The sequence below is a fragment of the Ramlibacter paludis genome, from assembly GCF_022012305.1.
Lineage (GTDB): Bacteria > Pseudomonadota > Gammaproteobacteria > Burkholderiales > Burkholderiaceae_C > Ramlibacter > Ramlibacter paludis.
Window position 1 is genome coordinate 96,616 of sequence record NZ_JAKLTM010000002.1, and the last position, 19,905, is coordinate 116,520.

Here is a 19,905-nt window from a genome sequence, read left to right on the forward strand (position 1 = left end):
CGCATGGCCGAACTGTTCCGCCGCACCCACGTCTGGATCGTGGACTTCCGCTACGAAGGCCGGCCCCGCACCTGGTACAAGCCGCTGCCACAAGGCACCGATGCGGGCGCGGCGATGGCAGCGCTGCTCCGCGACTGGTACGGCGACAAGGCGCAGCTGGTGGGCGTGCGGCCGGCGACCGAGGCGGAGGAGCTCCAGTACATCCGCGGCGAGACACTCAAGAACTTGCTGTGTCCCACCGGCCGCGCGCCGCGCTCCTAGTCCAGCAGCCGGTGCTTGAGCGCGTAGTAGGTCAGGTCGCTGTTCGACCGCGCCTGCAGCTTCAGCATCAACCGCGCCCGGTACGTGCTGACGGTCTTGGCGCTCAGCGACAGCTCGCTCGCCACTTCGCCCGCCGTCTTGCCCTGCGCCAGCTTCAGGAACACCTGCAGTTCGCGCGCGGACAGGTGCTCGTGCAGCCCGCTGCTGGGCGGCGTGATGACCTGGGTGGCCAGCAGTTCCGCCACCGCGGGGGTGATGTAGCGGCTGCCTTGCGCGACGCGGCGGATCGCCGTCGCGATCTCCGAGGGCTCGCAGGCCTTGTTCAGGTAACCGCTGGCGCCGTTGCGGATCAAGGGCACGGCGTACTGGTGTTCGGGATAGCCGGAGAGCACCAGCACGCCCACGTGCTCCGCCTTCGCCTTGATCATTCCCAGCGCGTCGATGCCGCTTTGCCCCGGCATGTCCAGGTCCAGCAACAGGACGTCGAGCGCCTGGGTGCGCACCAGGTCGATCGCTTCGCGGCCGCAGGTGGCTTCGGCCACGACGCGGATGTCGTCAAGTTCGTCCAGGTAGGCGCGCAGGGCGGACCGGGTGATCGGGTGATCGTCGGCGATACCCACCCGCACCGGCTGCACCCCCATGGGAGGAGGCGTCGATACCGGCAATTCCAACCCCTCGCGGCGCTGAAATCGGTTGAACTGCAAGGCGCGTTCCCTGTAGCAGAAAGTTGGCAGGCTACTCTACAAGTTAGGAGATGCAGAGATGGTGACCCTAGGGCTTTAGTCCTACGCGGCAGTAGGACAAGTTCGTCAGAATGCGCCTCATGGCTCTGAGTTCCCCCCTGGCGCTGGGCGCGACTGCCCTTTCGGGGCAGGTTGCGCGCAAGCAACTGTCCTGCCGCGAATTGATGCAGGCCACCCTGGACCGCATCTCGGCACTCAACCCAGTGCACAACGCCATCGTCGCCCTGCGGGATGGCGACGCGCTGCTGGCCGAGGCCCGCGCCTGCGACGAGCGCCTGGCGCGCGGCGAGCGGGCCGGCTGGATGCACGGCTTCCCGATCGCGGTGAAGGACCTGAGCGACGCGGCCGGCCTGCCGACCACGCTGGGCTCGCTCGCCACCGGCAAGCGCATCGCCGGCGAGGATGCCCTCTTCGTCCAGCGCATGAAGCGCGCCGGCGCCATCGTGATCGGCAAGACCAACACGCCGGAATTCGGACTGGGCTCGCACACCTACAACAAGGTCTACGGCCTCACCCGCAACGCCTGGAATCCCGGCAAGAGCGCGGGCGGGAGCAGCGGCGGCGCCGCGGTCGCCCTGGCCCTGGGCATGCTGCCGGTCGCCGACGGCAGCGACATGGGCGGGTCGCTGCGCAACCCGGCGGCCTTCAACAACGTGATCGGCTTCCGGCCCTCGCGCGGGCGCGTGCCCGCGGTGCCGGCGGAGGACGTGTTCTTCCAGCAGCTGGGCACCGAAGGGCCCATGGGCCGCACGGTGGAAGACGTCGCCCGCCTGCTCGCCACCATGGCGGGCTGGGATGCGCGAGCGCCACTCGCCCTGGACGACACCCTGCCCGACCCGGACGCAGCCGACCCCATCGCCTGCGTCGCCGGCAAGCGGGTCGGCTGGCTGGGCGGCATCTGGCCCGACCTGCCGCTGGAGCCCGGCATCCGCGAACTGTGCGAAGCCGCCCTGGAGACGCTGGAAGGCATGGGCTGCGTGGTCGAAGCCTGCACCCTGGACGTGCCGCGCGAACGCAACTGGACGGCCTGGCTGCGCCTGCGCCAGATGCTCGTGGGCGGCAAGCTGGGCGCGCTGTATGCGCAGCCGGCGCTGCGCGAGCAGATCAAGCCGGAGGCGCGCTGGGAGGTCGAGGAAAGCTTCGCGCTCACCGCGGCGCAGCTTTACCAGGCGACGGTGGCGCGCAGCTCCGTCTACCAGGCCTTCCGGCGCCTGTTCGAGCGCTACGACTACGTGGTGGCGCCGACCGCGCAGGTCTTCCCCTTCGACGCGCAGCTGCACTGGCCGACCGAGATTGCGGGCGTGGCGATGGACACCTACCACCGCTGGATGGAGATCGTCACGCCCTTCACGCTGGCGGGACTGCCCGTCTGCAACGTGCCGGTGGGCTTCGGCGCCAACGGCCTGCCCATGGGCATGCAGATCGCGGGGCCGGCGCGCGCCGACCTTTCCGTGCTCGCGCTGGCCCGTGCCTACGAGGCGGCTTCGGGCTGGACGCAGCTGCGGCCGCCCTGAGGTCTGCACGCATTGTGCGGTGCGGCCGCTTGTGGCACCTTCGGCCGGCCCCCAAGCATTACCGGAGAACCGCATGAACAAGCGCCGCCTGCTGCGCACCGCCCTCGCCCTTGCCGCCGCCGGCCTGGCGCTGGGGCCGGCGACGGCCCAGGACTTTCCCCCGAAGAAGGCCGTGACCATGATGGTCGGCTTCGCCCCCGGCGGCGCGGCCGATGCCGCCGCCCGCCTGATCGCCAAGAAGCTGGGCGACAACATCGGCCAGACGGTCATCGTCGACAACAAGGCCGGCGCCGGCGGCAACATCGCGCACCAGCTCACGGCCAACGGGCCGGCCGACGGCTCGCTGTTGCTGTTCGGCTCCATCGGGCCGCTGACGATCGCGCCGCACATGATGAAGGTCGGCTACGACCCCTTCAAGGACCTGGCGCCGGTGTCCGGCGGCGTCTACTTCCCCAACATGCTGGTGGTGAGCAAGGAGTCCGGCATCAAGACGCTGGCCGACTTCATCGCCGCGGCGAAGAAGTCGCCCGGCAACGTGACCTTTGCCTCCACCGGATCCGGCTCCGCCTCCCACCTCACGGGGGAACTGTTTGCGCAGCGCATAGGCGCGGAGATGACGCACGTGCCCTACAAGGGCGGCGCGCCCGCCATGCAGGACCTGCTGGCCAACCGCTTCACCGGCTACTTCGCGGCGCCGCCGACGGCGCTGCCGCACGTCGAGACTGGCAAGCTCGTCCCGCTGGCAACCACGGGGCTGACCCGTCCGGCCTACATGCCGAACATCCCGACGGTGGCCGAGGCCGGCCTCCCGGGCTTCGAGGCGCTCAACTGGTACGCCTTCGTGGCCTCCGCCAGGACGCCGGCGCCCATCCTCGAGCGCTGGAACCAGGAAGTGGTGAAGGTGCTGAAGGACCCGGAAGTGCGGGACGCGCTCACCAAGCACGGCCTGACGCCGCAGCCGACCACCCGCGCCGAACTGACCGATTTCATGCAGAAGGAATCGGCCAAGTGGGGCGCGATCGTGCGCGAGCGCAAGATCACCTCGGAATAGCCGGAAAAGAAACCCGGGCGGCAGGGCCAAACCCTGTCACCATGGTGTTCCATGGAAGCTCCATGGCAAGGAGCTTCCATCCATCCCCTCATCATCTGCGCCGTCGGCGCCGCCACCGGCTGGCTCGGCGGCTTTCTCATGGGCAGCGCAGGCCGGATCGTCCGGATCGAGGAAATGCTGGTCGGCGTGTTCGGCGCCTTCATCGGCGGCGACTTCCTGCTGTCGCAGTTCGTCGGGCCGACCGGCTCGGGCACGGTGGTGCAGTCGCTGGGGCTGGCGGTGGGCGGGGCGGTCGTCCTGCTGCTGCTGCTGCGCACGATGCGCGGCGCCGTGGGTCCGCTCAAGTCCAAGAAAAGCCGGGTGCGCCGCTAGGGTCAGCGCTTCGGTTCGACGTCCGTGATGTCGCCCAGCGGCGGACGCCGCACGGTCTGCGCGCGGCGGTAGGTGCGCTGGAAGCCCTCGGCAGCGCGGAAGCGCACCACGAAGGGCGTGCGCGGCCGGCCGGTGAGGACCGCCCAGCCTGCGCGCAGCGCCCACACCGCCAGCAGCAGCAGGAACACCACCGCCAGGCTCGCGGCAAAGACCAGTCCCGCCGCGAACAGCAGGACCCGCAGGAGGAAGCCGAAGAGGGAAGGCATGGGCCCATTGTGCCCCGCCTTCCTTAAGCGGCGATGAGGACGGCGCTCAGGCCGCCTGCGCTTCCCGTTTCGCGCCCTGGGCGCCGCCGAAGTGGAAGACGCCCGGCTCGCGCACCGGGTCCACTTCCACCGGGATGGTGCTCTTGGGCGGGAACCGCCCCTCGAGGATCAGCCTGGACAGCGGATTCTCGATGCGCTGCTGGATCGCGCGCTTGAGGGGCCGCGCACCGAACACCGGGTCGAAGCCCACCTTGGCCAGTTCCTCCAGCGCCGCGTCGCTCACCTGCAGGTGCAGGTCCATCTTGGCCAGGCGCTGTTCCAGCACCCGCAGCTGGATCTTCGCGATCTGCGCGATGTTGCCGGCGTCCAGGCCGTGGAACACCACCGTCTCGTCGATGCGGTTCAGGAACTCGGGGCGGAAGTGGTTCTTCAGCTCGTCCCAGACCCGCTCCTTCACGTCCTCGTAGGGCTTGCCCGCCATGGCCTGGATCATGTGCGAGCCGATGTTGCTCGTCATGATGATCACCGTGTTCTTGAAGTCCACGGTGCGGCCCTGGCCGTCGGTGAGGCGGCCGTCGTCCAGCACCTGCAGCAGCACGTTGAAGACGTCGTGGTGCGCCTTCTCGACCTCGTCGAGCAGGATCACGCTGTAGGGCTTGCGGCGCACGGCTTCCGTGAGATAGCCGCCCTCCTCGTAGCCCACGTAGCCCGGCGGCGCGCCGATCAGGCGGGCCACTGAGTGCTTCTCCATGAACTCGCTCATGTCGACGCGGATCAGGTGCTCCTCGCTGTCGAACAGGAAGTAGGCCAGGGCCTTGGACAGCTCGGTCTTGCCGACGCCGGTGGGGCCGAGGAACAGGAAGGAGCCGGTCGGTCGGTTCGGGTCGGACAGGCCCGAGCGCGAGCGGCGGATGGCGTTGGCCACCGCGCTGATCGCCTCGTCCTGGCCGACCACGCGCTCGTGCAGCTTGGCTTCCATCAGCAGCAGCTTCTCGCGCTCGCCCTGCATCAGCTTGCTGACCGGGATGCCGGTGGAGCGCGCCACGACCTCGGCGATTTCCTCGGCGCCGACCTGCGTGCGCAGCAGCTGCGGCCGGCCGCTCTTGCCCTTGGCCGTTTCGCTGTCCTGCGCTTCCTTCAGCTGCTTTTCCAGCGCCGGCAGCCGGCCGTATTGCAGCTCGGCCACCTTGTTGAAGTCGCCCTTGCGGGTCGATTCCTCGATTTCGCGGCGCAGCTTGTCGATCTCTTCCTTCACGTGCGCGCTGCCCTGGGCCTGCGCCTTCTCGGACTTCCAGATCTCTTCCAGGTCGGAGCTCTCCTTCTGCAGGCGCGTGATCTCTTCCTCGATCAGGCCCAGGCGCTTCTGCGAAGCCTCGTCCTTCTCCTTCTTCACCGCCTCGCGCTCGATCTGCAGCTGGATCATGCGGCGGTCCAGGCGGTCGATGGCCTCCGGCTTGGAGTCGATCTCGATCTTGATCTTGGAAGCGGCCTCGTCGATCAGGTCGATCGCCTTGTCCGGCAGGAAGCGGTCGGTGATGTAGCGGTGCGAGAGTTCGGCCGCGGCCACGATGGCCGGGTCGGTGATCTCCACGCCGTGGTGCACCTCGTACTTCTCCTGCAGGCCGCGCAGGATGGCGATGGTGGCTTCCACCGTGGGCTCGCCGACCAGGATCTTCTGGAAGCGGCGCTCCAGCGCGGCGTCCTTCTCGATGTACTTGCGGTATTCGTCGAGGGTGGTGGCGCCGACGCAGTGCAGCTCGCCGCGCGCCAGCGCCGGCTTGAGCATGTTGCCGGCGTCCATCGCGCCTTCGGCCTTGCCCGCGCCCACCATGGTGTGGAGTTCGTCGATGAAGACGATGGTCTGCCCCTCGTCCTTGGCCAGCTCGTTGAGCACCGACTTCAGGCGCTCCTCGAACTCGCCGCGGAACTTGGCGCCGGCCAGCAGCGCCGCCATGTCGAGCGACAGGACGCGCTTGCCCTTGAGCGTCTCGGGCACCTCGCCGGCCACGATGCGCTGGGCCAGGCCCTCGACGATCGCGGTCTTGCCGACGCCGGGCTCGCCGATCAGCACCGGGTTGTTCTTGGTGCGCCGCTGCAGCACCTGGATCGCGCGGCGGATCTCCTCGTCGCGGCCGATCACCGGGTCGAGCTTGCCGATGCGGGCGCGCTCGGTCAGGTCGAGGCAGTACTTCTTGAGCGCCTCGCGCTGGCCCTCGGCCTCGGCGGAGTTGACGCCCTGGCCGCCGCGCACCGCGTCGACCGCCGATTCGAGCGACTTGCGCACCAAGCCGTTTTCGCGGCCGATGCGGGCGATGTCCTGCTTGCTGTCCGCCAGGGCCAGCAGGAAGTTCTCGCTGGCGATGAACTGGTCGCCGCGCTTGAGCGCTTCCTTCTCCGCCCCCTGCAGCAGCGCGCCGAGGTCGCGGCCGACGGTGACCTGCTCGCCACCCTGCACCTGCGGCAGCTTGTGCATGGCGCCTTCGGCGGCTGCCAGCAAGCCGGGCACGTTGACGCCCGCGCGCTGCAGCAGCGCGCGCGGACCGTCCTCCTGCCGCAGCATGGCCACCAGCAGGTGCGCGGGTTCGATGTAGGCGTGGTCGTTGGCCAGCGCCAGGCTCTGGGCGTCGGCCAGGGCCTCCTGGAATTTGGTCGTGAGTTTGTCGAGTCGCATGTAATGCTCCGTTACAGCCCAGATAGGCCCCACACAACACTTTTCAAGGACGGAATCTAGCCCCGTTGCGACGCGTTCGGGTGACTAGAATCAAGCGCCATGCAGATTCACCAGATGTCGGTCACCTACCTGCCCGAGCAGGACCGCATCCTGATGCGCATCAACACCACCGAGGGGGAGGAGATGCGCATGTGGCTCACGCGCCGCCTCATGGTGGGCCTGTGGCCGCTGCTGACCAAGCTGCTGACCGAGCACCTGCTGAAGCTCGAATCGGCGGGCGCCTCGCTGGCCGGCGCCAATCCCGAACTGAAGAAGATGCTGGCGGATTTCCGCAAGGAAGAGTTCCTGCAGCACGCCGATTTCGACACGCCGTACAAGGAAGGCCAGGCCCGCCTGCCGCTGGGCGAGGAGCCGCTGCTGGTGACCGACGTCGACGCGACGCCGCTGGCCAACGGGCCGCTGCGCCTGAACTTCAACGAGCGCCCGCCCAACGGCGACAGCAAGCCGCGCAGCTTCCAGATGGAGATGCAGCCCAAGCTGATGCAGGGGCTGATGCACCTGCTGGACCAGGCGCTGTTGCAGTCGCAATGGCGCGAAAGCTTCGTCCCCGCCATCGCCGCCGAGCCGGCGCACGAGGACGGGGACGGCAGCAAGCCGCGGTATTTGAATTGAAAGGCTGTCATTCCCGCGAAGGCGGGAATCCAGAGCGTCCAGAAGCCCCGCGCCGCGGGGCTTTTTCAATGCGGAAGCCCTGGATCCCCGCCTGCGCGGGGATGACGCAGTCGCGCTACTTCAGCGCCTGCAGCGAAAACCCCGCGACCTTCTTGTAGTCGTCCGAGATCTTGCGCAGCTCCTCCTGGCTGATCAGGTCGTCGATCGTGCCGGGAAACGGCTGGTGCCCCGCCAGTTCGTCGGCCTTCATGATGATGAAGTCCGGTGGAACCGTGCGGTTGGTCTCCACGACCTTCGCCGTCGCCGGCAGCCGCACCGCCTCGTAGCGCTGCAAGGCGGCCTGCGCATCGCCACCCGCGGCCAGCTCGCTCGCCAGCGTGGCCGCATCGATGAGCGCCTGCGCGCTGCCGTTCGAGCCGCGCGGGTACATCGGATGCGCCGCGTCGCCCAGGAAGGTGATGCGGCCGAAGGTCCAGCGCGCCACCGGGTCCTTGTCGACCATCGGGTATTCGAACACCTGCGACGCGCCGGCAATCAGCGCCGGCACGTCGAGCCAGTCGAACTTCCAGTCCGCGAACATGGGCACGACGTCCTCCGGCCGGCCCGGCTTGTTCCAGTCGTTCATGCCGGCGTCGGCGCGGCGCAGTTCGGCCACCCAGTTCACCAGCTGGTTGCCCCGGCCGTCGACGTTGTCGGCGATCGGGTAGATCACCATCTTGCCGGTGTCGATGGAACCGATGCGCAGGTAGCTCTTGCCGGTGAGGATGGGCTTGTGCACCGTGGTGCCGCGCCAGGTGTTGATGCCGGCAAAGGCCGGGGCTTCCTGCGGATAGAACTGGCGGCGCAGCGCCGAATTGACGCCATCGCAGGCGATCACGACGTCCGCCGCAACCTCCGGCCGGTTCTCGAAGCGCAGGCTGACCCCCTCGGCGTCCTGCTCCGCGCCTGTGCAGCGGTGGTCCAGGTGGATGCGTGCCGCGCCCAGGCGCTCCACCGCGGCCCGGTACAGCACCGCGTGCAGCTTGCCGCGGTGGATGCCGATCTCCGGCAGCGCGTAGCCGCCGTGGCGGCCGCGCGGCTCGCGGTAGATGAACTGCCCCCAGCGGTTGAAGAACACGCTCTCCAGGTTCTCGATGCCGAGCGCTTCCAGCTCGGGCTGCACGCCCAGCGCCGCCAGCTCGCGCATCGCGTGCGGCAGCAGCGTGATGCCGACGCCGATCTCGCGGATCTCGGCCGCGCTCTCGTAGACGTCGCAAGCCAAGCCGCGCTGGTGCAGTCCCAAGGCCAGGGCGAGGCCGCCGATGCCGCCTCCGACGATCGCGATGCACATCATTCGGCCTTGATGTTCTGCTGCTTCACCAGCGCCGCCCAGCGGTCCGCATCGCGCGTCACCAGCTTGCGGAAATCCTCGGGAGTGCTCGCGGCCGGATCCATGCCCTGGGTCTGGAAGGCGGTGCGCACCTCGGGGCTGGCCAGGATGTCCTTCAGCTCGTGGTTGATGCGCGCGATGAATTCGGGCGAGGTGCCGTTGGGCGCGAAGATGCCGTACCACATGTCGACGTTCACCTTGCCGGCCTTGGCCTCGGCCAGGGTCGGCACCTCGGGCAAGAGGGGATGGCGGTGCTCCGAGCCGATGCCGAGCGCGACCAGCTTGCCGCTCTTGATGTGCGGCAGCGCGACGTGGATCGGAAGGAACATCGCGTCCACCTGGCCGCCCAGCAGGTCGGTGACGGCCTGCGCCGTGCCGCGGTAGGGGATGTGCGTGAGGAAGGTGCCGGTGGCCTGCTTGAACAGCTCCATCGACATGTGGTGCGGCGTGCCCACGCCGGGGCTGGCGTAGTTCAGTCGGCCGGGCCTGGCCTTGGCGGCGGCCACCAGCTCGCCCGCGGTCTTCAGGCGCGTGCCGGGGTGCGTGACCAGCAGCAGCTGGCCCCAGCTGGTGAGCGACACCGGCTGCAGGTCCTTGACCGGGTCGAACGGCAGGTGCGGGTAGAGGCCGCGGTTCATCACCAGCGTGTTCACGCTGACCAGCAGCGTATTGCCGTCGGCCGGCGCGCGCACCACGGCCTCGGTGCCGATGTTGCCCGAGGCGCCGGCGCGGTTGTCGACCACCACCGGGCGGCCCAGTCGCTGGCCCAGGCGCGGGCCGACGGTGCGGGCGATGAGGTCGATGCCGGTGCCCGGCGTGAAGGGAACGATGAGCTTGAGCGGCACCTGGCTGGCGGCGGCGGGCGCCTGCGCCAGGGCGGCCAGCGAGCTCAGCGCCACGGTGGCGGCGGCGGCCAGTCGGAACAGGACTTTCATGGCTGTTTCCTTTGTGTTTGCATGCTAACGATTATCCGGGCCCGGCCCGGCAGGGCACAATTCGCGCATTCCCGCACTTTGCAACAAACCGTGGCAACCCCGCCCAAGTCCCCCACCAGCCTGTCCCGGCTCTACGCGCGCCCCGGCTTCCTGCTGCGCCGCGCCCACCAGATCTCGGCAGCGGTGTTCGAGGACGCCTGCAAGGACCTGGGCCTCACGCCCGCCCAGTTCGGGGTTCTGACCGTCCTGCAGGCCCATCCCGGCATGGGCCAGTCCAGCCTGGCCCGGGCGCTCGGCTTCGACAAGGTGACCGTCCTGCGCGTGCTGCGCGGGCTGGAATCGCGCGGCTTCGTCGCCCGGGTGCCGGCCGAGGACAACAAGCGCAACATCTCCGTCACCCTGACTGCCGAAGGCGCCAGCGTGCTGCAGCAGGCGCAGAAGCCGGCCGAGAAGGCCTACAAGCGGCTGATGGCGCCGCTGGCCAGGGAACAGCAGGAGCAGTTGCTGGAACTGCTGCAGCTGCTGACCGGGGAGCTTGAAGAGGAAGCGCGGGCGGCCTTCGTGCCGCCGGCCGCGGCCCGCCCGTTGTCGCCGTAGCCGCGGTCCCCGCCTGCACGGGGACGACGGCGCTCTTTCATCGCCCCATCGCCTGCCACCACAGGAAGCTGTACACGTCCGCATCGATGGACCGCGCCTGCGCGACAGTCCGGCCGACGCCGTGGCCATCCTGCGCGTCCACGCGCAGCAGCACCGGCCTGCCACTCGTGCTCGCCGCCTGCAGGCGCGCCGCCATCTTGGCGCTGTTCCAGGCATCGACGCGCGGGTCGTTGAGGCCGTGCACCAGCAGCACCGCGGGATAAGCCGTGCCGTCGCGCACCTGGTGGTAGGCGCTCATCTCCAGCAGGCCGCGGAAGCCGTCGGCATCTTTCACCGAGCCGAACTCCGAGATGTTGGTGATGCCGTTGGCCGTGTCCTCGGCGCGCACCGCATCCAGCATGCCCACGTGGATCACCGCGGCGCCGAACAGCGCGGGCGCCTCGGTGATGGCGCGGCCGGCAAACACGCCGCCGGCGCTGCCGCTCATGATGGACAGCATGCGCGGCGTCGCATAGCCCTCCTTCACCAGGTACTGGCCGCAGGCGATCGCGTCCTTCCAGGTGTTGGGCTTCTTCAGGCGCGTTCCGGCCATGCGCCAGTCGTCGCCCAGCACGCCGCTGCCGCGCACGTTGGCCACGGCGATCACGCCGCCGCGTTCCAGCCACGGGATGTTGCGGGCGCGGAAGCCGGCGGTCTCGCTGAAGCCGTAGGAGCCGTAGCCAAGCAGCAGCGTCGGATGCGGCTCCTTGCGGGACAGGTCCTTGCGGTGCATCACGGTCATGGGCACGAGCACGCCGTCGTGGCTGGGCACCAGCACGTCGCGCACCACCAGCTTCGGGAGGCCCGCCGGCGTGGCGGTGTCGAAGGCGGCCAGCGGACGCGACTGGGCGGCGCGCAGCAGGAACGCGCGGCCCGGGACCGTCCAGCTGGTCTCCTGGTAGATGAAGTCCGCATGCGCATGGGCGGGGTCCTCGGCGACGGAAGCCGCGCCGTGCAAGGGCGTGACGATCGCCTTGCCTTCGGGATCGCCGGCCGCGTAGGCCCGCAGGCCGATGTTCGCTCCCTGGCGCACCCGAAGCAGCAGCTGCTCGCGCCCGACGGTGAAGCCTTCGATCACGCCGTCTGCCGGCGGGTTCGCGGCCAGCCGCGGCGTCGCGCCTTCGCTGCGCAGGTCCAGCTCCAGCAGCTGGCGGCGCGGCACCCCTTTGGTCGTCAGCAGGAACAGCTGGTCGCCGCGCAGCGCGAGCTCGACCCAGTGGTCGTCGAAGCCGGCCAGGCGGCGCCAGGCGACGGTGCCGCCGGCCAGGTCGGCGGCGCGTGCCACGAACACCGAGCCTTCGCGCTGCGTCGTGTCGTTGGTGGCCGCCACCACCCAAGGACTGCCGGGAGCGAACAGCAGGCGCGCGTTGTCCAGGCGGCGCAGGCCCAGGTCCTTGTTCACCGTCGGACCGAAAACCGCCCGCGCGCGATTGGCCGGCTCGCCCACCTTCAGCAGGTGCACGGCGCTGTCGAGGTACTGCTCCGTCGCCGGGTCTTCCGCGGTCAGCTGGCGCAGGCGGTTGAAGGCGATGGTGCGGCTGTCCGGCAGCCAGCTCACGCCGCCGTCGGGAACGCGCGTCACGGCTTCGCCCACCTGCCGGCCCGTCTGCACGTCGACCACGACCAGGCTGGCGTCCTCGGAGCCGCCGGCCGACAGGCCATAGGCGAGGTAGCGCCCGTCCCAGGACGGCACCCACCAGTTCACGGCATGGGGAATGCCGGTGCGGCGCGCCGCCAGGTCCGGATCGACCAGCACGCGTTCCGGGCCGTCCGCGCGCTCGCGCATCGCGATCTTCACCTGCCGGTCGTGCCTGCCCTTCAAGGCGTAGAACAGCGCGCCCGAAGCGAGGCGCGTGATGTCGAAGCGGCGGTCGCCGAGTCCGGCATCGATGGCGGCCAGCCGCTTCTCCAGCGCCGCGCGCCCTTCCAGGCGATCGAGCGCCGTCCGCGCGTAAGCGCCTTGCGCCAGCATCCAGTTGCGCACCTGCGGATCGGCCAGGTTCTCCATGTAGCGGTACGGGTCGTGCACCTGCACGCCGTGCCAGGTGTCGACATGGTCGCGGACGGGTGCGACGGGGGGCCCGTTTTGTGCCTGGGCGGCACCCCAGGGCAGCAACAGGGCAAGCGCAGCGATGCGCCATGACTTCATGGACTTCAAGAGGTCTCCTCGCTTGTTATGTGTTCTTGCCGGCGTCGACGCCCCAGCGCGCCAGCGCCGCGTCGTCCGCCACGCGGGCGTCGACCCAGCGCTCGCCTTCGGGCGTGCTTTCCTTCTTCCAGAACGGCGCCTGCGTCTTCAGGTAGTCCATCAGGAACTCGCAGGCCTGGAAGCTCTGGCCCCGGTGCGCGGAAGTCACCACGACCAGCACGATCTGGTCCTGCAGCTGCAGCGGCCCGACGCGATGGATCACGCGGGCGCCACGGATGTCGAAGCGGCGGAAGGCTTCGTCGATCATCTGCTCGATCGCCTTCTCCGTCATGCCCGGGTAGTGCTCCAGCTCCATCGCGCTGACGGCGCTGCCGTCGTTGCGGTCGCGCACCGTGCCGATGAAGCTGCAGACCGCGCCCACGCCCGCGTCCTGGCCGCGCAAGGCGGCGATTTCGGCGGCGAGGTCGAAGTCCTGGGTCTGGATGGAAACGCGGGCGGCGGGCATGGCCCATTTTCCCCTACAGTCGCGGGCTGGAGGAAATCCCATGCGCACGAGGACATGGCTCGCGGCACTGCCGCTGCTCGCAATGCTGGCTGCCGGCGCGCAGCCGGTGCAATTCGACATGGTTCGCGTTCCCGGCGGCTGCTACCGGATGGGGACGGAAAGCGGCGAGAAGCACGAACGCCCCGTGCACGAGGTCTGCCTCCAGGCCTTCGAGATCGGCCGCACCGAAGTCACACAGGGCCAGTGGCTGGCCGTGATGGGTGCCAACCCCGCGCGCTTCCCGTTGGGCGAGACCGCCCCGGTGGAGATGGTGTCGTGGAACGACGCCCAGGAGTTCGTCCGCCGCCTCAATGCCGCTGGCGGCCGCTACCGCCTGCCGTCCGAGGCGGAATGGGAATACGCCTGCCGCAGCGGCGGCAAGGACGAGACCTTCGCGGGCACGGACAAGACTGAGGAGCTCTTGCACGTCGCCTGGTACAACAAGATGGACGCCGGCAACATGACGCACCCGGTGGCCACCAAGCGCGCCAACGGCCTGGGACTGCACGACATGAGCGGCAACGTCTGGGAATGGACGGCGAGCCGCTTCGACTCGCCATACGGCAACCCGCAGCCCGAAGGCAAGTACGTCATCCGCGGCGGTTCGTGGGACGGCAAGGCGAACTACGTGCGCTGCGCCATCCGCAACCGCTACGAGCCGGACCGGCGCGATCCGCGGATCGGCCTGCGCCTCGCGCGCGACGCCGCGCCGTGATCAGCCGCCGGTGACGGGCGGGAAGAAAGCCACTTCGGCGCCCTCGCGCAGGGCCACGCTCTCCTCGCACATCGCCTGGTCGAGCGCCATGCGCACGGCCTTGCCGCGCGCCAGGGCGCCGGCATAGGGCTCGCCGCGCGCGATCAGCTCGTCGCGCAGCGCCGCCAGTGTTTCGGCGCGGGTCTGCAGCGTCTCGCTGCCCTGCCCCACGGCCTCGCGGATCGAGGCGAAGTATTTCAGGCGGACGTTCATGCCAGCAGCTCCGCCAGCGGCAGGAAGCGCACGAGGTCGCCGCGGGCAATGGTCTGCCCCGCCGGCACGTCGACCAGGCCGTCGGCCCACACGGTGGAGGTCAGCACGCCGGAGCTCTGGTTGGGAAAGAGCTCCAGCCCGCCTGCCTCGTTGCGGCGCGCGCGCAGGAACTCGCGGCGCCGGTCGGCGCGCGGCCAGTCGAAATGCGCCGGCAACTGCAGCGCGGGCGGGGCGAGGCGCGTTGCACCCTGCAGCTTCAGCAGGAAGGGGCGCACCAGCAGGAGAAACGTGACGAAACTCGAGACCGGATTGCCCGGCAGGCCGATGAAATGCGCCTGGCCGACGCGGCCATGGGCGAACGGCTTGCCCGGTTTCATCGAGATCTGCCACAGGTCCAGCGTCCCCAGCTGCTCCACGGCGGGCTTGATGTGGTCTTCCTCGCCGACGGACACGCCGCCGCTGGTGAGGATCACGTCGTTGTTCGTTGCGGCCTGTTGCAGCGCCTGCACCGTCGCATCGCGCCGGTCGGGGACGATGCCGAGGTCGTCGACTTCGCAGCCCAGGCGCAGCAGCAGGCTGCGCAGGAAGAAGCGGTTGGAGTTGTAGATCGCGCCCGGCTTCATCGCTTCGGGCGCGACGTCGCCGGGCATCACCAGCTCGTCGCCGGTGGAGAACAGCGCCACGCGCGGCCTGCGCGCGACGCGGATGCGGTCGCGCCCGATGCTGGCCGCCAGACCCAGCGCCGCGGGGCCGAGGCGCTCGCCGCGCGCCAGCACCGTGCTGCCGCGGGTGATGTCCTCGCCGCTGGCGCGGATCCACTGGCCGGGCACCGGCATGCGCAGGATGCGCACCTTGCCGTCGTCCTGCGCTTCGGTGTCCTCCTGCATCACGATCGCGTCGGCCCCCGCGGGCACGGGCGCGCCGGTGAAGATGCGCGCCGCGGTGCCGGCCTGCAGCGGCTGCGGCGCGGCGCCGGCGGGGATGCGCTGGCTGACCGGAAGCGGCACGCCCTCGTCGGCGATCTCGGCGCAGCGCACGGCATAGCCGTCCATGGAGCTGTTGTCCTGCGGTGGCACCTGGAGCGCCGAGACGAGGTCTTCCGCCAGCACGCGGCCATCGGCGTCGAAGGGCGAGACCGCTTGCGTGTCCGCGAACGGCTCGGCCTGCGCCAGCAAGGCAGCCAGGGCGTCGTCGAGGCTGCGCAAGGGCTTGGCGCCGGGCCGGGGTGCGTTCACGTGTATTTCTCCGCGTCGTAGTCGAAGCGGTCGCCATTGTCGACCAGCCACTGCGCCACCGCGTCGGGGTCGTTCAGATCGAGCACCGGCCTCAGGGTTTCCTGCGGCAGCTGCGCCGGCGAGTCGGTGGCGATGGCCACGATGAAGTCGTCGTCGGGGTAGCGGGCCGGCTTGCCGACGGCCGCGCGCCAGACCTCGACCTTCAGCAGGCTGCTCTGCTTGAAGCCTTCCACCAGCACCCAGTCGACGCCGTCGTACAGCTCGGCGATCAGCTGGTGCACCGACAGTTCCGCCGGCTGCTCGAACTCGCGGATCAGCGCCAGGCGCCGGTCGGACGCGACCACTACCTCGAAGGCGCCGGCCTCGCGATGGCGGTAGGTGTCCTTGCCGGGATGGTCGATGTCGAACTTGTGGTGCGCGTGCTTGACCACGGACACCCGCAGGCCGCGCAGCTTGAGCGCGGGGATCAGGCGCTCCACCAGGTGGGTCTTGCCCGCGCCCGAGAAGCCGGCGAAGCCGACGGCCTTCATGCGCAGTGCGCGGCGATGAATTGCTTCACCCGCGCCGCGTCGGCCGGCAGCACGGTCACGCGCTTGGGCAAGGCCTCGATGCCGGCGAACCTCGCCGGCCGCTCGGGCTCGCGCCCCAGCGCCTCGACGATGGTCGCGGCGAACTTGATGGGCAGCGCGGTCTCCAGCACGATCATCGGCGTGCCGGGCTGCAGGTGCTCGCGCGCGACCTTCAGGCCGTCGGCCGTGTGCGTGTCGATCAGGGTGCCGAAGCGTTCGAAGGTGGAGCGGATGGTCGCCAGGCGGTCGGCATGGCTGCTGCGGCCGGAGACGAAGCCGTACTGCGAACGCGCCCGCGCGATGTCGCCGGAAAGGTCGAAGCGTCCCCTGGCCGGCAGTTCCTCGGCGAACAGGGAGCGCACCTTGGCGCCGTCGCGCCCCAGCAGGTCGAACACGAAGCGCTCGAAGTTGCTGGCCTTGGAGATGTCCATCGAGGGCGAGGACGTCTCGTAGGTGTCGGCGCTGCCGCGCACGCGGTACACGCCGGTGCGGAAGAACTCGTCCAGCACGTCGTTCTCGTTGGTCGCCAGCACCAGCTGCGCAATGGGCAGGCCCATGCTGCGCGCCACGTGGCCGGCGCAGATGTTGCCGAAATTGCCGGAAGGGACGGCGAAGCTGACCTTCTCGCCGTTGGCCTTCGCGGCCTGGAAGTAGCCCGCGAAGTAGTAGACGACCTGGGCCACGAGGCGCGCCCAGTTGATCGAGTTCACCGTGCCGATGCGGTACTTGCGCTTGAATTCGAGGTCGTTGGACACCGCCTTGACGATGTCCTGGCAGTCGTCGAACACGCCTTCTACCGCCAGGTTGTGGATGTTGGCGTCCTGCAGGCTGAACATCTGCGCCTGCTGGAAGGGGCTCATGCGGCCGTGCGGCGAGGTCATGAAGACCCGCACGCCCTTCTTGCCGCGCATCGCGTATTCGGCGGCGCTGCCGGTGTCGCCGGAGGTCGCGCCCAGGATGTTCAGCTCCTCGCCGCGGCGGCCCAGTTCGTACTCGAACAGGTTCCCCAGCAGCTGCATGGCCATGTCCTTGAAGGCCAGCGTGGGGCCGTTGGACAGGCCTTCGAGGTACACGCCCTCCTCCAGCTTCTTCAGCGGGACGATCTCGCGGGTGCCGAACACTTCCTGCGTGTAGGTCTTGCGGCAGATGGCCCGCAGGTCCGCCGCCGGGATGTCGTCGATGTAGAGCGACAGGATCTCGAAGGCGAGGTCCGCATACGGCAGGCCGCGCCACTTGGCCAGCGTGGCGGCGTCGACCTGCGGATAGCGTTCCGGCAGGTACAGGCCGCCGTCGGGCGCCAGGCCTTCGAGCAGGATCTCGCAGAAATGCTTGCGGTCGGGATGGCCGCGCGTGGAGAGGTACAGCATCGGCTTCAGGCCAGTTCTTCCTTGCGGATCCGCGTGATCGGCGCCAGCACGGTGGGCAGCGCCTGCATCTGCGCAATCACCTCGTTCATGGTGCCTTCGCGCACGCTGTGCGTCAGCAGGATCAGGTCGGTGTGGGTCGAACCCGCGCCGCCGACGGCGGAAGCTTCGCGCTGCAGCATCGCGTCGATGCTCACGCCCGCGCCGGCCAGCAGGCTGGCGACCTTGGCGAGCACGCCCGCCTGGTCGGCGACGCGCAGGCGCAGGTAGTAGCTGGTCACCACCTCGGACATCGGCAGGATGGGCGCCTCGCTCATCTGGTCCGGCTGGAAGGCCAGGTGCGGCACGCGATGCGCCGCGTCGACGGTGTGCAGGCGGGTGATGTCCACCAGGTCGGCGATCACCGCGCTGGCGGTCGGCTCGCTGCCCGCGCCCTTGCCGTAGTACAGCGTGGTGCCGACGGCGTCGCCCTGCACCACCACCGCGTTCATCGCGCCTTCCACGCTGGCGATCAGGCGCTTGCACGGCACCAGCGTCGGGTGCACGCGCAGCTCGATGCCCTCGGGCCGGCGCTTGGTGATGCCCAGCAGCTTGATGCGGTAGCCCAATTGCTCGGCGTACTCGATGTCCTGCGCCGCCAGCTTGGTGATGCCTTCGACATAGGCCTTGTCGAACTGCACCGGCACGCCGAAGGCGATGGCGCTCATGATGGTGGCCTTGTGCGCGGCGTCCACGCCTTCGATGTCGAAGGTCGGGTCGGCCTCGGCATAGCCCAGGCGCTGCGCCTCCTTCAGCACCACGCCGAAGTCCAGGCCCTTGTCGCGCATCTCGGACAGGATGAAGTTCGTGGTGCCGTTGATGATGCCGGCGATCCACTCGATGCTGTTGGCCGTGAGGCCTTCGCGCAGCGCCTTGATGATGGGAATGCCGCCGGCGACCGCGGCTTCGAAGGCCACCATCACGCCCTTGGCGTGGGCGGCGGCGAAGATCTCGGTGCCGTGCACGGCCAGCAGCGCCTTGTTGGCCGTGACCACGTGCTTGCCCTGGGCGATGGCGTCCATCACCAGCTGGCGGGCGATGCCGTAGCCGCCGATCAGCTCGATGACGATGTCGATGTCGGGGTTGGCGATGATTTCACGGGCGTCCTTGACGACCCTGGCGGACTTGCCCACCACGGCCTGGGCGCGGGCGGTGTCGAGGTCCGCGACCATCGTGATTTCGATGGCGCGGCCGGCGCGCCGCTGGATCTCGGCCTGGTTGCGTTTCAGGACATTGAAGACACCGCTTCCGACGGTGCCTATGCCCAGCAGGCCGACTTGTATCGGTTTCATGTGGAGTGGCGTTTGCGATATTGGGCGAGGAACCGGGCGATCCGCGAGATGGCTTCCCGCAGGTCGTCTTCATGCGGCAGGAAGACGATGCGGAAGTGATCCGGCTGCGGCCAGTTGAAGCCGGTGCCCTGCACCAGCATCACCCGGGTTTCCTGGAGCAGCTCCAGGAAAAACTGGCGGTCGTCCTGGATCGGGTACATCTTGGGATCGAGTCGCGGGAACATGTACAGCGCCGCCTGCGGCTTGACGCAGGTGACGCCCGGTATCGCGGTGATCGCTTCGTAGGCGACGTCGCGCTGGCGGCCGAGGCGCCCGCTGGGGGCGATCAGCTCGTTGATGCTCTGGTAGCCGCCGAGGGCGGTCTGGATGGCCCACTGGCCGGGGACGTTGGCGCACAGCCGCATGTTCGAGAGCATGGTCAGCCCCTCGATGTAGTCGGTGGCGGCGCGCTTGTCGCCCGAAACCACCATCCAGCCGGCGCGGTAGCCGCAGGAACGGTAGCTCTTGGACAGCGAGTTGAAGGTGATGGTCAGCACGTCTTCCGACAGGCTGCCGATGGCGGTGTGCTTCGCGCCGTCGTACAGCACCTTGTCGTAGACCTCGTCGGCGAAGATGACCAGCCCGTGCTGCCGGGCGATGGCGACGATCTCCTTGAGCAGTTCGTCGGAGTACAGCGCGCCGGTGGGGTTGTTCGGGTTGATCACCACGATGCCCTTGGTGGCCGGCGTGATCTTGCGGCGCAGGTCGTCCAGGTCGGGCATCCAGCCGTTGGACTCGTCGCACAGGTAGTGCACCGGCGTGCCGCCGGAAAGCGCCGTCGAGGCCGTCCACAGGGGGTAGTCCGGCGAGGGCAGGAGCAGTTCGTCCCCCTCGTTCAGCAGCGCGTTGGTCGCCATGGCGATCAGCTCGCTGGCCCCGTTGCCCAGCCAGACGTCGTCGAGCGTCACGCCCTTGATGCCCTGCTGCTGGGTGTAGTGCATCACCGCCTTGCGCGCGCCGAAGATGCCCTTGCTGTCGGTGTAGCCCGCCGAATTCGGCAGGTTGCGGATCATGTCCTGCTGGATTTCCTCGGGCGCGTCGAAGCCGAAGACGGCGAGGTTGCCGATGTTCAGCTTGATCACCTTGTGGCCCTCTTCCTCCATCTGCCGGGCGGCGTCCATGATGGGACCCCGGATGTCGTACAGGACATTGGCCAGCTTGGTGGATTTCTGGACGGTCTTCAAAGCCACTCCTGAAGGGGGATTGCACTAGGGGAA

Annotated in this window: 20 protein-coding genes; 7 read left to right on the forward strand and 13 right to left on the reverse strand. The window is 69.2% G+C overall.

Annotated elements, in window-relative coordinates; translation table 11 throughout:
- Positions 1–3: 3 nt before the first annotated feature.
- On the forward strand, positions 4–261 hold the full coding sequence (locus tag LZ009_RS07125; RefSeq protein WP_275697215.1) for a hypothetical protein: 258 nt from the start codon (positions 4–6) through the stop codon (positions 259–261).
- On the opposite strand, the gene LZ009_RS07130 is transcribed toward LZ009_RS07125, so the two are convergent.
- Positions 258–902: a response regulator gene (locus LZ009_RS07130; RefSeq protein ID WP_275697216.1), complete on the reverse strand. Its 645-nt coding sequence runs from the start codon at positions 900–902 to the stop codon at positions 258–260. The genes LZ009_RS07125 and LZ009_RS07130 overlap by 4 nt on opposite strands.
- A 182-nt stretch (positions 903–1,084) precedes the next feature.
- Here LZ009_RS07130 and LZ009_RS07135 point away from each other — a divergent pair, with 182 nt between their 5' ends.
- From LZ009_RS07135 to LZ009_RS07145, 3 genes are all read left to right on the forward strand, one after another.
- Complete coding sequence (locus tag LZ009_RS07135) at positions 1,085–2,518, forward strand: amidase (protein ID WP_275697217.1); 1,434 nt, start codon at positions 1,085–1,087, stop codon at positions 2,516–2,518.
- A gap of 73 nt (positions 2,519–2,591) precedes the next feature.
- Positions 2,592–3,569, forward strand: a complete 978-nt coding sequence (locus tag LZ009_RS07140) for a Bug family tripartite tricarboxylate transporter substrate binding protein (protein WP_275697218.1) — start codon at positions 2,592–2,594, stop codon at positions 3,567–3,569.
- 51 nt (positions 3,570–3,620) lie between these two features.
- Positions 3,621–3,941 carry a hypothetical protein gene (locus LZ009_RS07145; RefSeq protein ID WP_275697219.1) on the forward strand — a complete coding sequence of 107 codons (321 nt, stop codon included), beginning with the start codon at positions 3,621–3,623 and terminating at the stop codon, positions 3,939–3,941.
- Between the two features lie 2 nt (positions 3,942–3,943).
- On the opposite strand, the gene LZ009_RS07150 is transcribed toward LZ009_RS07145, so the two are convergent.
- Entirely contained in the window at positions 3,944–4,207 is a 264-nt protein-coding gene (locus tag LZ009_RS07150) for a hypothetical protein (protein ID WP_275697220.1), read from the reverse strand.
- 46 nt (positions 4,208–4,253) lie between these two features.
- The gene (clpB, locus tag LZ009_RS07155; protein ID WP_275697221.1) at positions 4,254–6,878 is read right to left on the reverse strand and encodes an ATP-dependent chaperone ClpB; all 2,625 of its coding nucleotides are present in this window, start codon (positions 6,876–6,878) and stop codon (positions 4,254–4,256) included.
- A 99-nt stretch (positions 6,879–6,977) separates the two neighbouring features.
- On the opposite strand from clpB, the gene LZ009_RS07160 reads away from it, so the two are divergent.
- Positions 6,978–7,550 carry a hypothetical protein gene (locus LZ009_RS07160; RefSeq protein ID WP_275697222.1) on the forward strand — a complete coding sequence of 191 codons (573 nt, stop codon included), beginning with the start codon at positions 6,978–6,980 and terminating at the stop codon, positions 7,548–7,550.
- Positions 7,551–7,665: 115 nt separating this feature from the next.
- Here LZ009_RS07160 and LZ009_RS07165 read toward each other — a convergent pair whose 3' ends face one another.
- Positions 7,666–8,880 carry a flavin-dependent oxidoreductase gene (locus tag LZ009_RS07165; RefSeq protein ID WP_275697223.1) on the reverse strand — a complete coding sequence of 405 codons (1,215 nt, stop codon included), beginning with the start codon at positions 8,878–8,880 and terminating at the stop codon, positions 7,666–7,668.
- Positions 8,880–9,854 (reverse strand): tripartite tricarboxylate transporter substrate binding protein, encoded by a 975-nt coding sequence (locus LZ009_RS07170; RefSeq protein WP_275697224.1) that lies wholly within the window; start codon positions 9,852–9,854, stop codon positions 8,880–8,882. The genes LZ009_RS07165 and LZ009_RS07170 overlap by 1 nt, the downstream gene beginning before the upstream one ends.
- Before the next feature lie 90 nt (positions 9,855–9,944).
- On the opposite strand from LZ009_RS07170, the gene LZ009_RS07175 reads away from it, so the two are divergent.
- Positions 9,945–10,451 carry a MarR family winged helix-turn-helix transcriptional regulator gene (locus LZ009_RS07175; RefSeq protein WP_275697225.1) on the forward strand — a complete coding sequence of 169 codons (507 nt, stop codon included), beginning with the start codon at positions 9,945–9,947 and terminating at the stop codon, positions 10,449–10,451.
- Between the two features lie 37 nt (positions 10,452–10,488).
- Here the strand turns inward: LZ009_RS07175 and LZ009_RS07180 are convergent, their stop codons facing one another.
- Complete coding sequence (locus LZ009_RS07180) at positions 10,489–12,639, reverse strand: prolyl oligopeptidase family serine peptidase (RefSeq protein WP_275697226.1); 2,151 nt, start codon at positions 12,637–12,639, stop codon at positions 10,489–10,491.
- A gap of 25 nt (positions 12,640–12,664) precedes the next feature.
- Entirely contained in the window at positions 12,665–13,144 is a 480-nt protein-coding gene (locus LZ009_RS07185) for a molybdenum cofactor biosynthesis protein MoaE (RefSeq protein ID WP_275697227.1), read from the reverse strand.
- Between the two features lie 40 nt (positions 13,145–13,184).
- On the opposite strand from LZ009_RS07185, the gene LZ009_RS07190 reads away from it, so the two are divergent.
- Positions 13,185–13,898, forward strand: a complete 714-nt coding sequence (locus LZ009_RS07190) for a formylglycine-generating enzyme family protein (RefSeq protein WP_275697228.1) — start codon at positions 13,185–13,187, stop codon at positions 13,896–13,898.
- Here LZ009_RS07190 and moaD read toward each other — a convergent pair whose 3' ends face one another.
- Genes moaD through LZ009_RS07220 form a run of 6 tightly spaced genes read right to left on the reverse strand, consistent with a single transcriptional unit; the run spans position 13,899 to position 19,872 of the window.
- Positions 13,899–14,150: a molybdopterin converting factor subunit 1 gene (gene moaD / locus LZ009_RS07195; RefSeq protein WP_275697229.1), complete on the reverse strand. Its 252-nt coding sequence runs from the start codon at positions 14,148–14,150 to the stop codon at positions 13,899–13,901.
- Entirely contained in the window at positions 14,147–15,385 is a 1,239-nt protein-coding gene (locus tag LZ009_RS07200) for a molybdopterin molybdotransferase MoeA (protein WP_275697230.1), read from the reverse strand. Before LZ009_RS07200 ends, moaD begins: the two co-directional genes overlap by 4 nt.
- Positions 15,382–15,915, reverse strand: a complete 534-nt coding sequence (gene mobB / locus LZ009_RS07205) for a molybdopterin-guanine dinucleotide biosynthesis protein B (protein WP_275697231.1) — start codon at positions 15,913–15,915, stop codon at positions 15,382–15,384. The genes LZ009_RS07200 and mobB overlap by 4 nt, the downstream gene beginning before the upstream one ends.
- A complete protein-coding gene (thrC, locus tag LZ009_RS07210; RefSeq protein ID WP_275697232.1) occupies positions 15,912–17,321 on the reverse strand; it encodes a threonine synthase in 1,410 nt (469 codons plus the stop codon). The genes mobB and thrC overlap by 4 nt, the downstream gene beginning before the upstream one ends.
- Before the next feature lie 5 nt (positions 17,322–17,326).
- Positions 17,327–18,649 (reverse strand): homoserine dehydrogenase, encoded by a 1,323-nt coding sequence (locus tag LZ009_RS07215; RefSeq protein ID WP_275697233.1) that lies wholly within the window; start codon positions 18,647–18,649, stop codon positions 17,327–17,329.
- A complete protein-coding gene (locus LZ009_RS07220; protein WP_275697234.1) occupies positions 18,646–19,872 on the reverse strand; it encodes a pyridoxal phosphate-dependent aminotransferase in 1,227 nt (408 codons plus the stop codon). Before LZ009_RS07220 ends, LZ009_RS07215 begins: the two co-directional genes overlap by 4 nt.
- Between the last annotated feature and the right edge of the window lie 33 nt (positions 19,873–19,905).

Bases quoted from the DNA above. Each gene is read 5' to 3' on its own strand.
- LZ009_RS07125 (WP_275697215.1), top strand. From the start codon at position 4: ATGGCCGAACTGTTCCGCCGCACCCACGTCTGGATCGTGGACTTCCGC.
- LZ009_RS07130 (WP_275697216.1), bottom strand. From the start codon at position 902: ATGGGGGTGCAGCCGGTGCGGGTGGGTATCGCCGACGATCACCCGATC.
- LZ009_RS07135 (WP_275697217.1), top strand. From the start codon at position 1,085: ATGGCTCTGAGTTCCCCCCTGGCGCTGGGCGCGACTGCCCTTTCGGGG.
- LZ009_RS07140 (WP_275697218.1), top strand. From the start codon at position 2,592: ATGAACAAGCGCCGCCTGCTGCGCACCGCCCTCGCCCTTGCCGCCGCC.
- LZ009_RS07145 (WP_275697219.1), top strand. From the start codon at position 3,621: ATGGAAGCTCCATGGCAAGGAGCTTCCATCCATCCCCTCATCATCTGC.
- LZ009_RS07150 (WP_275697220.1), bottom strand. From the start codon at position 4,207: ATGCCTTCCCTCTTCGGCTTCCTCCTGCGGGTCCTGCTGTTCGCGGCG.
- clpB (WP_275697221.1), bottom strand. From the start codon at position 6,878: ATGCGACTCGACAAACTCACGACCAAATTCCAGGAGGCCCTGGCCGAC.
- LZ009_RS07160 (WP_275697222.1), top strand. From the start codon at position 6,978: ATGCAGATTCACCAGATGTCGGTCACCTACCTGCCCGAGCAGGACCGC.
- LZ009_RS07165 (WP_275697223.1), bottom strand. From the start codon at position 8,880: ATGTGCATCGCGATCGTCGGAGGCGGCATCGGCGGCCTCGCCCTGGCC.
- LZ009_RS07170 (WP_275697224.1), bottom strand. From the start codon at position 9,854: ATGAAAGTCCTGTTCCGACTGGCCGCCGCCGCCACCGTGGCGCTGAGC.
- LZ009_RS07180 (WP_275697226.1), bottom strand. From the start codon at position 12,639: ATGAAGTCATGGCGCATCGCTGCGCTTGCCCTGTTGCTGCCCTGGGGT.
- LZ009_RS07185 (WP_275697227.1), bottom strand. From the start codon at position 13,144: ATGCCCGCCGCCCGCGTTTCCATCCAGACCCAGGACTTCGACCTCGCC.
- LZ009_RS07190 (WP_275697228.1), top strand. From the start codon at position 13,185: ATGCGCACGAGGACATGGCTCGCGGCACTGCCGCTGCTCGCAATGCTG.
- moaD (WP_275697229.1), bottom strand. From the start codon at position 14,150: ATGAACGTCCGCCTGAAATACTTCGCCTCGATCCGCGAGGCCGTGGGG.
- mobB (WP_275697231.1), bottom strand. From the start codon at position 15,915: ATGAAGGCCGTCGGCTTCGCCGGCTTCTCGGGCGCGGGCAAGACCCAC.
- thrC (WP_275697232.1), bottom strand. From the start codon at position 17,321: ATGCTGTACCTCTCCACGCGCGGCCATCCCGACCGCAAGCATTTCTGC.
- LZ009_RS07215 (WP_275697233.1), bottom strand. From the start codon at position 18,649: ATGAAACCGATACAAGTCGGCCTGCTGGGCATAGGCACCGTCGGAAGC.